9 protein-coding genes and 1 pseudogene are annotated in these 10,024 nt (G+C 60.6%); 2 read left to right on the top strand and 8 right to left on the bottom strand.

From position 1 onward, the window contains the following. Window positions 1-143 (top strand): annotated as a pseudogene (locus PHQ58_RS22320) (shikimate dehydrogenase); the annotation flags it as partial. Between the two features lie 128 nt (window positions 144-271). Here PHQ58_RS22320 and PHQ58_RS22315 read toward each other — a convergent pair. The 7 genes from PHQ58_RS22315 to PHQ58_RS22285 all read right to left on the bottom strand — a co-directional run bounded on the left by PHQ58_RS22315 (window position 272) and on the right by PHQ58_RS22285 (window position 9,410). After that, entirely contained in the window at window positions 272-3,748 is a 3,477-nt protein-coding gene (locus tag PHQ58_RS22315) for a DEAD/DEAH box helicase family protein (RefSeq protein WP_300115836.1), read from the bottom strand. Window positions 3,749-3,788: 40 nt separating this feature from the next. After that, window positions 3,789-4,814 (bottom strand): nucleotidyl transferase AbiEii/AbiGii toxin family protein, encoded by a 1,026-nt coding sequence (locus PHQ58_RS22310; RefSeq protein ID WP_300115833.1) that lies wholly within the window; start codon window positions 4,812-4,814, stop codon window positions 3,789-3,791. Further along, window positions 4,811-5,422: a DUF6088 family protein gene (locus PHQ58_RS22305; protein WP_300115831.1), complete on the bottom strand. Its 612-nt coding sequence runs from the start codon at window positions 5,420-5,422 to the stop codon at window positions 4,811-4,813. The genes PHQ58_RS22310 and PHQ58_RS22305 overlap by 4 nt, the downstream gene beginning before the upstream one ends. A gap of 279 nt (window positions 5,423-5,701) precedes the next feature. Next, a complete protein-coding gene (locus PHQ58_RS22300; protein WP_300115829.1) occupies window positions 5,702-5,827 on the bottom strand; it encodes a hypothetical protein in 126 nt (41 codons plus the stop codon). A 10-nt stretch (window positions 5,828-5,837) separates the two neighbouring features. Then, on the bottom strand, window positions 5,838-6,113 hold the full coding sequence (locus PHQ58_RS22295; RefSeq protein WP_300115827.1) for a hypothetical protein: 276 nt from the start codon (window positions 6,111-6,113) through the stop codon (window positions 5,838-5,840). Then, window positions 6,106-7,863: a restriction endonuclease subunit S gene (locus PHQ58_RS22290; RefSeq protein ID WP_300115825.1), complete on the bottom strand. Its 1,758-nt coding sequence runs from the start codon at window positions 7,861-7,863 to the stop codon at window positions 6,106-6,108. The genes PHQ58_RS22295 and PHQ58_RS22290 overlap by 8 nt, the downstream gene beginning before the upstream one ends. Continuing rightward, window positions 7,860-9,410, bottom strand: coding sequence for a class I SAM-dependent DNA methyltransferase (locus tag PHQ58_RS22285; RefSeq protein ID WP_300115823.1), 1,551 nt, complete (start codon window positions 9,408-9,410; stop codon window positions 7,860-7,862). The genes PHQ58_RS22290 and PHQ58_RS22285 overlap by 4 nt, the downstream gene beginning before the upstream one ends. Before the next feature lie 140 nt (window positions 9,411-9,550). Between PHQ58_RS22285 and PHQ58_RS22280 the strand changes: the two genes are divergently transcribed. Next, the gene (locus tag PHQ58_RS22280; RefSeq protein WP_300115821.1) at window positions 9,551-9,673 is read left to right on the top strand and encodes a hypothetical protein; all 123 of its coding nucleotides are present in this window, start codon (window positions 9,551-9,553) and stop codon (window positions 9,671-9,673) included. Between the two features lie 19 nt (window positions 9,674-9,692). Here PHQ58_RS22280 and PHQ58_RS22275 read toward each other — a convergent pair. After that, the coding region (locus tag PHQ58_RS22275; protein WP_300115820.1) for a helix-turn-helix domain-containing protein at window positions 9,693-10,024 on the bottom strand (332 nt) is incomplete at its 5' end.

Raw genomic sequence — 10,024 nt, 5'->3', positions numbered from 1 at the left:
TGCTGGCCGCCCAGTCCCGCGGCTGCGCCGTGCAGGTCGGCTCGGACATGCTGTTTGAGCAGATTCCGGCCTACCTGGCGTACTTCAAGCTGCCCAGCGCCACGCCGCAAGAATTGCGGGCGGCGGCGCGACTGGCGGATTAACACGATTGCTATACTATTGATAGCTACTCAGGCAATGGATACGCAGGCTAATGGCCAATTTTGCCGCAAAAAATCAGCATGGCAAGCCTGCTCACCCAACCCATACGCAGCGCTGACGCGCGTCCTGCTCAGGCCGCCCGCGCGGTGACCTTGATGTGGTCCAGCACCCCAAACAGTTCGTCCATTTGGGCGGACGTGAACAGCGCGTCCGGCCCCTGCGGTGCGTAGCTGGTGAAGGGCGGCTCGTACAGAAGGGTCGGGTCCATGATGCCGCGCTCGGTCAGGTGGGTGACGATCAGGTTCACAAACTCCAGTTGGTTGGCGCTCAGCGTCTTGCCAGCCACAAAACCGTTGAGCGCTTGTGTGGCCGCCTCGCGGTCCAGCCCCACCAGTGAGCGCACAAACAGGCCCAGGCCATGCGCTTCTTGCCCGGCGCGGGCCACGTCTTCAGCAGTGGCTGTGCCGCTGTCGATCAGCAAGCGCTCCAGCTCGGTCAGGTCGGTGGCGGTCAGCGGCAGATTGCGGCGCAGCTTGTGCAGGGTGATGTGGTCTTCATGCGCACGCAGATAGGCGCGCACCTTGAGGCGAAAGCGCTCAAAGTCCCCCGCACTGCCGCCCAGGGGCAAGGCGACCTCAGAAGTCTCGCCCACGGCATCACAGAAGTCGGTGTACACCACTTTGCGCCGCGTCTTTTCCAGCAGCTTGATCAGCCCGCGCAAGTGCCTGCGCGCCTGCTCCAGCATGGGCAGGGTCACGTCCTGCCACCATTCTTCGCCTGCTACCGCTTCGATCAGCACCATGTGCTTCTTCACTTCGGGGATGCTGCCCAGCTCCAGCAGCCCATCGGCCAGCGAGCGCACCTGCTCACGCAGGCGGGCAAAGCCCACATCGCCACGGGCGCTGCCCAACTGGGTGCGCAGCATCAGCAAGTCAAAGCGCTTGGCTTCTTCATCGTCGTCCCGCACGGCGCTGGGCAGGCCCGACACATGTTCGGCCAACTCCACCAATTGCTCATGGCTGACCTTGTGCCAAGCTGGGGCGTTGCTCCAGTGTTCTACCCAGCGACGCTTGGGGCGCACCACAAAGTTGTCCAGCCGCATGCCAGCCACCACCGTGTGCAAGTAGCTGGCCGTGTCGACCCGCATGGCCGCCGCCGTGAGGCCGTAACCTGCCGCAGACTCGGCCACCTTGGCAGCACCCACACCCGGCTCCTGCGCCAGCTGTTCATCCAACACCGACAGCAATTCGAGTCGGACCTTAAAGGTGCGCTGGCTCAAGGGCTCCGCCACGTTGCCCTTGCTGCCCTCCAAGTTCTGGCTGAAGAACTCCAGGTTCTGGCAGAAGTCGAAGATCACAAACTCTTTTTTATCTTGCTCGGGCCCAAACAGGTCTTTGCACAAGCGCGTGCCGCGGCCCACCATCTGCCAGAACTTGGCCTTGGAGCGCACGATTTTGAAGAACACCAGGTTCAGCACCTCGGGCACGTCAATGCCGGTGTCGAGCATGTCCACCGAAATCGCCATGTGCGGGGCTTTCTCCTTGACCGAGAAGTCGTCAATCAGGCTCTGCGCGTATTCAGTCTGGTAGGTGATGACGCGCGCGAACTGCCCCGCATAGTGCGGGTAGTTGGCGTTGAAGCGCTCGGCGATGAAGTTAGCGTGTGCATTGTTCTTGGCAAAGATGATGGTCTTGCCCAGCCGGTCGCCGCCCGCCACCTTGTGGCCCTGGGTCATCAGCAGCTCCAGCACCTTGTCCACGGTATCGGTGTTGAACAGCCATTTGTTCACCGCCTCGGCCCCCACCTCGTCGGGGGTGTGGCCTTCATCGTCCCAATCCAGTTCGTCCCACTGGGCGCGCTCGTCCTCGCTCAGCTCGGCGTACTTGATGCCCTCGCGCTGGAACTTCAGCGGCACTGACACGGCGCGCGGTGGCACCAGGTAGCCTTCGGCAATCGCGTCCTCCAGGCCATAGGCATCGGTGGGTACACCGTTTTCCAGCTCAAACAGGCTGTAGGTGTTGCGGTCGATCTCGTCCTTGGGCGTGGCCGTCAGCCCCACCAGCAGCGCATCAAAGTAGGCAAAGATGGCGCGGTACTTTTGGTAGATGGAGCGGTGCGCCTCGTCCACGATGATCAGGTCAAAGTGCCCCACGCCAAAGCGCCTGAGACCTCCGTCGGTCTCGTTGATCAAGCCCATCATCGTGGGGTAGGTGCTCACAAACACGCGGCCTTCGGTGTCCTTGTCGGTCACCAGGTTCACCGCCGCCGCATCGGGAAGATGCGCCTTGAATGCGTTGCAGGCCTGGTTCACCAGCGCCACGCGGTCCGCCAGAAACAAGACACGCTTGGCCCAGTTGGCGCGCTGCAGCAGGTCCACCAGCGCGATCACGGTGCGGGTTTTGCCTGCGCCGGTAGCCATCACTACCAGGGCTTTGCGCTGGCGGTCGCGCTCAAAGGTTTCGCCAATGCGGCGAATGGCGCGCAGTTGGTAGTGCCGCTCCACGATCTCTGGGTTGATGTTCACACCCGCCAAGGGCTTGGCAAACGTGCGCCGCTGCACCAGCAGTTGCAGTTCGTCCTTTTTGTGAAAGCCCTGCACCGGTCGCGGCGGGTAGGTGGTGTCGTCCCAAAACCAGTGCTCGTAACCGTTGGTGGTGTAGATCAGCGGGCGCTGGCCAAACTGGCTTTGCAGGCAGTCTGCATACAGCTTGGCCTGCTGCTGGCCCACGCGGGCATCGCGCCTTGTGCGCTTGGCCTCCACCACGGCCAACGGCTTCCCATCGTCGCCCCAGAGCACGTAGTCCACGTAGCCCACACCTTGGTTGTTGGGCATACCTTGCACTTCAAACTCGCGGTCGCGCGGCTGGTCCAGCTTCCAGCCCGCTTCTTTGAGCAGCAGGTCGATGTAGAGGTCGCGCGTCTGCGCTTCGTTGTAGTCGTGGGTGTCGGGCGTGGCGGTGTTGGCGGCTTTGGCGGCGGCTACTTCGGCGCGCAGTTGGGCCAGCTCGGCATCCAGCGCTTCCTGCCGATGCTGGGCGGCGGCCAAGGCGGCATCGCGCACAGCCAGCTCATCGGCCAGGGTCGCGAGCTTTTGCAACGCGGCCTGGGTGGCTTGCGCACTGGCTTGTGCAGCCGCTTGTGCAGCGCTGGTGTCCGCAGGGCGGGGCAATAGGTCAGCACGGAATTGCAGCACCGGGTCGGGCCGCGCAGCCACATTGCGACCGTAGTTGCGCGCCAGCCAAAAGGCCACCTGAAACAACTCGCGCAGCACCGCTGTGGCATCAGCCGCCGTGATGGGCCGTGCGCTGTGCACGGCGTTGTTGCCCTGTTTGCGCACCACGTCCATCTTGGCGTGCAGCGCCGGGCCGACCAGCACCTTGAAACTGGGCTCAAACAAAAAGGCAGACAGATCGGTCTTGTAGGGTGTTTGCAGCTTGCCACCGCGCCCGCCCTCGGCTTGATAGAGCCACACCACCGCCAGCTCCAGTGTGCGCCGGGCGTAGAAGCAGGCAGTGCGCGGGTCAGTCAGCGCTGCCTGCTCGGCCTTAGCAGCCTCGGCACACAGAGCGGGCCATTCGGCTTGCAGAAAAGTGAAATTGGACGCCATCAAACTCCCTTTGGTCTGTTTCTTCTGCCTGCTTCGCGTCTTATTGCGCGTTCAAAGCGGCTTCTGCCTCTGCCAGCCGCCGCATCAGCTCCGCAAACGGTGGCGGTTCGGACATGAACATGGGCCGCATCGTCGCATAGTCTTGCGCCAAATCGGTTTGCCGCTGTGGGGCCGGGGTCAGGCGGAACGTGCCATGCGCAGCCAAGTCATAGCGCGCCCAGCCACGGGCGAACACGCGGCTTTTCCAGTCCACCACGCGCTGGCACTGGGCCTTGTCGGCCAAATACTGCGCAGCCTTGGGGTGGCCCAGCAGCTTGGCCATGTCAAAGTAATGCCGCGCATAGCGGGTGGGCGTGGGTGACTCTGCCGGGCGGTGAAACTCGGCATGCAGGATGGTCGCCTTTTCCCAAAACGTGCGCTCCAACTCCAACGCCGTCACCTTGCAAGTCCATGCTGTAAACAACTGCGGAAAAGCATCCGCCAGCAAGGGCTGGATGGCATAGCTGCCCGTGGGCTGCTGGTCGGTGAGTGTGCCCAGCTCCAACTTGACCTCGCGTTTCAGATAAGCAAAACCGCCGCCCTGCGTGGTTGGGTAGGCAAAGTACACGATGGGCGACTTGGCATCGGCATCCACCTCAAAGCGCAACCATGCGCCATGCGCTGGTGCTCCCAAGGCGGTAGTAATGGCGGCCTCCAGCGCCGGCATCAGCACCGCTTGCGCCTTGGCGCTGCACAGGGCCTGCATTTCTATCACCGCAGCGTCACGCTTGCCCCGGCTGGTGAGTGCGTCAAACCCTGCCGCATCTGCGCCCACAAACTCGGGCACCAGGCACAGGTCGATGTCCTCCGAAAACCGGTCAATCACCCCAAATACCTTGGACAGTGACGTGCCGCCCTTGAACACCAGATGCGGCGCAATCTCTGGCAGCGTGAACAGCACGCCCAGTAGCCAGCTCACCCAGAAGTCTTTTTCCAGAATGACTGCCTCCGTCTTGAGAGTGAGCGCGGCATTCTGGTAGGCCAGCTTTTGATCGGCTTGCGATACAGACAGAAATTGATGAATCATGGCTTGGCAATCTCCTTCAGGTGTGCGTGCATCCAGGCCGGTGCCAGGGACAAGTCTTGCAGCACTTTGGCCCGCTCTTCTGCTGGAATGCGGCTGCGCAAACTCTCAATGTGCTTGGGTTTGACATGCTTCACGCCCATGCTGCGAAAGCCCTGAATCAGCAAGCCGCTAAGCCGCCCCGCAGCGGCCATTTGGCGCGGTGTGGTGCGTTTGAACACAATCTCCATCGGCCCGACTTTGACCTTGCGCGTGGCGCCATCGGTCAGGTACACCACCTGCGCTGGCACCTGCTCTGACAGGCCCAGCAAGTTGGCCGCATACACCCCAATGGGTTGCAGGCGCAGCCCATCTTTGCGGGCAATGGCATCAACCATTTGCTCCACCGACGGCCACAAGGTGCCCAACAGATCATGCTGACAGGGCACGTCGTACAAGCCGCGGCCCAACAGCCGAATCGTGCCAGCGGCCTTGTGCCGCTTGAGTGCGGTGGCCACTGCGTCGCGGCTGCCAAGGTCTGCAAAGTCGGCAGGCGTGAACACCCAGCCCGCCTCATGTGACTGGATGCGCTGCAGAACCTGTGTGTCAGTAGATGTTTCGTGCTTGCCCATATTTGCCACGAAAAATAACAGTTATTTGTGGCAAAAACAAGTGATTTGAGAGCGGGGAGCCATTTTTGCCACAAAATATATGCATTATTTGTGGCAAAAATGCGAGCTACACCTCCCCCAAAAACGCCCGCTGCTGTAGCTTAGGCGTTCAGGGCATCCAGCTTGGCCAGGGCGGCGCGGTGGCTGACTTTGAGGGCTTCAGAGCGGGTAACTTCGCTGTGCCTAAAGGACGGCTTTGCACCCTTCATCTGCATCTAAATGTTTTATAAGTATTTGTTTTTATTGGTTTTCGTCACGCAACTCATGCATCAATGCTTGAACAGAGCTGGAAGGCAATGCGGGAAGCACTTGGCGCAACTCTGCCAATGGTGCGCCCTGCGCTTGCTGCTTGGTGACGTGTTTCAAGAGCAAGGCCTTATTGGTCTAATGGTCTGCCCTTCTTGTGTGTGTGCGTGCCACTGGCACCCAGCGCTGCGTGGAACGCGGCTGACAAGATGTACCGAACCCCTCGGCCACGCCCCACGGACTCCACTGCCCCCACAGAAATCAAACCCGGCAAGCGCTCTTTGAGTGCTGGTGACAAGGACTGTTCTCGGTGTAATGCGTCCAGCGCCAAAAAGTCGTCCGTCGCAAACGACCGTAGGGTTTGTTCGCCCAAACGCTCCAGAAAACGCACTGCGAGCTCAGCCAAAGAATCGCCGTTGCGCCGCTTCTGGCAGAGTGCGGATGATGGTTTCAATTGCTATGGGGGTATGGAGCGCAGTGGCAAGGTAGGCTGAATCGTGGGATACGGTCTTGGTATCACCAAAGTTCATGGGGCCGTAATACTTGATGGCCCAATCCAGGCTTTTGCGCTCGGCGGCACTGAGCAGTTCAAAGTCTGCATCACGCGCAGGAATCAACTGGTTTCCGATGCGCTGCAAGGGGATCGACATGGGCTCATCGGCAAAGAGGTTGCTGGAGGCAGCCTCCTCCAACCTCTTGGTGAGTGCGTAAGCCGCTTTGGGCACCGGGCCATGCTCCCAGGCTTCGTAAGTCTCCCCATAGATCAAACAGCCATGGTGTTCCAGATGCTGCCTGTCACCCGCATACAACGCCTTGAGCGACTTGTAGAAGTCGTGCCCCGGCATACGCTTGGCCACATAAATCATCGCCTCCAGCATTTTCTTGACATCCAGCGTGCACATTGCGCTGAGGTCAGGCTTGGTGTGCATGGACACAGCCGCAGAAGCGGGCCGGGTCAGCTCACCGCTGAACGCCCGCTGCTGCAGCGATGCGAACAGGGCATCGAGCTGGGCCAGGGCGGCGCGGTGGGTGGCTTTGAGGGCTTCGATGGCTTGGATGCGGGTGGCGAAGGTTTGTTGGAGGGATAGAGGGGGCACCAGCAAAGGGAAGCCCTTCAACTGTGTCATGTTGATCGAAGCAATGCCGGTCGTTTGCTTGGCAGAACGCAAGAAATACTTCTTACCGCGTGGGCTACCAACAAGCCAGTTCAGAAACAGCGGAGTCAAAAGTTCTGTGGTGAGGCGCACCCGAAAGATGTGGTTCTGGTGAATGCACTCCGGCAACTCGTCATTCCAAAGCGTGCCACGACCCAGCTTGTCGGGGTCGCCGCCCTCCGTTAACAATAGGTCATTCTTGCGCAAGCGATAGCGTTGAATTTCATCTTCCGTCGCTTCGATGCTCTTGATTCCGTCCAAACGCAGCGATTTGTCCTGCACGTTGGCCACCGCTAAGTACGGCAGTTCACGCGTGACCTTGCCTTCAAGATTGCGTCCTTTTGTCACGCCAGAAGCGATGTCAGCGACTTCACCCAAAGTCAGCGAATCCGGCCAGCCACGGTCATTGGCCACCGGGTCGCCAAACATATCGAGAAAGAGGGACTGGGTGAGGGTGTCGAGGTGGGCCAGGGCTTGGCGGCGTTGGGTTCGGAGGGTTTCGGCCTGGTCCAGGATGGCGGCGATGCGGCGTTGCTCTTCCAGCGGTGGCAGCGGGACTTTCAATTCACCCAGCTGAGTCAAGCTGAGGTTTGAGATTGTTCCGGTCACAGTGGAGCCGATCATCTGGCTGCGCGCAGCCTGACTCTCAAGCCAGTGACGCAGATAACTGCGGTCAATCTGCGCCGTAGGTCGCACGATTGCAACGGCTTGGTTGCAATTCATGGATGGTGCGTCTAAAGGTACGACGCCGGTTCGACCAATAGTGCCCGCGATGGTTACGAGGACATCACCACCTTGAATCTGCGAACGCTTGAGCGCAGCGTGGGTATCCTCCCCAATGAACAACGTGTCTTCTTCAAAGTTAACTTGGCCACCGAAGATGTTCTGGACACGCAAAAACGGGATGCCAGAGTCTGCGTGGGCATATCCCAAGGTCGTTGGCGTCGTCCCCTTGGTAATCAAGGTTGATAGCGAGGCAAGCGAAGAAACTGTGCCGCTCACTTCAACATCCCCTCCAACGCCTTCATCCCCGCCGCAATCTCGTCCTCCAGCTTGGCCAGCTCCGCCAAGATGTCCGACGGTGCGCGGTGCTGGACCTGCGCATGCACCACTTCCTTGTAGCGGTTGATGCTCAGGTCGTAGCCGTTGGCGGCGATGTCGGCCTTGGGCACGCAGAAACTTTGCTCGGTGCGGCTGCGCTGGCGCTCAGCCTCTTCGCGCTGCGCCCAGCGGGCCAGTACGTCAGGCAGGTTGTTTTTCGAATGTTCCTCTTTTGATAGCTGGTTGCGCACGTAGGACGGGCGCTGGAGGCCTAATTTGTCTTCAGACAGCAAGGGCTGGCGCTTGTCGTCCAGGCTGTAGCCGTCGGACTGCATGTCGTAGAACCACACCTGATCCGTGCCGCCGCTGTTGGTTTTGGTGAAGAACAAAATGGCCGTGCTGACACCCGCGTAGGGCTTGAACACGCCGCCGGGCAGGCTGACGATGCCGTCGAGCTTTTGGTCTTCCACCAGCATTTTGCGCAGGGCCATGTGCGCGGTGCTGCTGCCGAACAGCACGCCGTCGGGCACGATCACCGCCGCACGGCCACCGGGTTTGAGCAGGCGCAGGAACAGGGCCAGAAACAGTAGCTCGGTCTTTTTGGTCTTGACGGTTTGCAGCAGGTCTTTGGCCACGTTCTCGTAGTCCAGGCTGCCGGCGAAGGGCGGATTGGCCAGCACCAGGCTGTAGCGGCCTTCTTCGCCACTGTGCTCCTGGCCCAGCGAGTCGCGGTAAGTGATGGCAGGGTTGTCCACGCCGTGCAGCATCATGTTCATGCTGCCGATGCGCAGCATGGTGTTGTCAAAGTCGTAGCCATGGAACATGGCTTGGTTGAAGTGGTGGTTGAGCTTGGTGTCGTGGAACAGCGTGGGGTGCGCCTGGCGCAGGTACTCGCCCGCCGCCACCAAGAAGCCGCAAGTGCCGCTGGCCGGGTCGCAAATGGTGTCCGTGGGCGTGGGGGCGGTCATTTCCACCATGAGCTGAATGATGTGGCGCGGGGTGCGGAACTGGCCGTTTTGCCCGGCGCTGGCGATTTTGCCGAGCATGTACTCGTAGAGGTCGCCCTTGGTGTCGCGGTTGTCCATGGGCACGGCATCCAGCAGGTCTACCACCTTGGCCAGAAGCGCTGGCGTGGGGATGGTGAAGCGTGCATCTTTCATGTGGTGGGCATAGGTGGAGTCATCGCTGCCCAGGGTGCGCAGGAAGGGGAAGACGTGTTCGCCGACGATGACAAACATCTCGCTGGGCGCTTCGTTTTTAAAGCGGCTCCAGCGCAGGCTGTCATAGGCGCGGCCCCGCGCGTCTTTGCCCTCAGGGAAGAGGCGGCGCTCCATGGGCTTTTTGAGGCGGGTGGCCTTGTTTTCTTCCAGGGTGTGCAGGTCGTCCAGGCGGCGCAGAAAGAGCAGGTAGGTGATTTGCTCAATGACTTCGATGGGGTTGGCAATGCCGCCGGACCAGAAGGCGTTCCAGATCTGGTCGATTTTGTTTTTGATGTCGCCGGTGAGCATGGGGAAGTGTCGAAAACGGGGTTGGTCAGGCAGGGTAGGAGAATAGCCGATGGCTGGCTGACCCTGTTTGGGAGATCTCAAAAGCGTCAATATGCTATATATTTAATAGCTATTGAGGAAGATTACATCCGGGCTAGAGCATGATTTTTCCATCACCAAATGCCAACACATGGCAGACCAGCTCAGTCGAGCTGGACCAGGGCGGTGCGGTGGGTGGCTTTGAGGGCTTGGATGCGGGTGGCGAAGGTTTGTTGGAGGGGTAGCGAGCCCGGACGTGGCAGGCTAATCACCTCGAAACTGCCGCCGATAGGCCGAAGGTGAGGTTCGCAGTGACCGGGCAAAGTGCTGGCGCAGCGAGATGGCGGAACCAAAACCGGCCTCAAAGGCGATATCCTCAATGGCACGTGTGCTGTGTTCAAGCAGCCGCTGGGCATAGGCCAGCCGCTGCGTCTGCAACCACGACCCAACCGTGGTGCCGGTCGCGGCACGAAAGTGGCGCGTGAAGGTGCGTCGGCTCATGAGCACACGCGCGGCCAGGGCGTCCAGGCTGTGTGGCTCATGCAAATGGGTGCCCAGCCAGTCCAGCAAGGGCGACAGCCGGTCACGCTCACTGG

Source organism: Rhodoferax sp. (genome assembly GCF_028688795.1).
Classification (GTDB): Bacteria; Pseudomonadota; Gammaproteobacteria; order Burkholderiales; family Burkholderiaceae_C; genus Rhodoferax.
Note: the sequence above shows the minus strand (reverse complement) of the source record. Positions and strands in the feature narration are given on the sequence as shown.

Bases quoted from the DNA above. Each gene is read 5' to 3' on its own strand.
- PHQ58_RS22315 (WP_300115836.1), bottom strand. From the start codon at position 3,748: ATGGCGTCCAATTTCACTTTTCTGCAAGCCGAATGGCCCGCTCTGTGT.
- PHQ58_RS22280 (WP_300115821.1), top strand. From the start codon at position 9,551: ATGATTTTTCCATCACCAAATGCCAACACATGGCAGACCAGCTCAGTC.
- PHQ58_RS22305 (WP_300115831.1), bottom strand. From the start codon at position 5,422: ATGGGCAAGCACGAAACATCTACTGACACACAGGTTCTGCAGCGCATC.
- PHQ58_RS22285 (WP_300115823.1), bottom strand. From the start codon at position 9,410: ATGCTCACCGGCGACATCAAAAACAAAATCGACCAGATCTGGAACGCC.
- PHQ58_RS22310 (WP_300115833.1), bottom strand. From the start codon at position 4,814: ATGATTCATCAATTTCTGTCTGTATCGCAAGCCGATCAAAAGCTGGCC.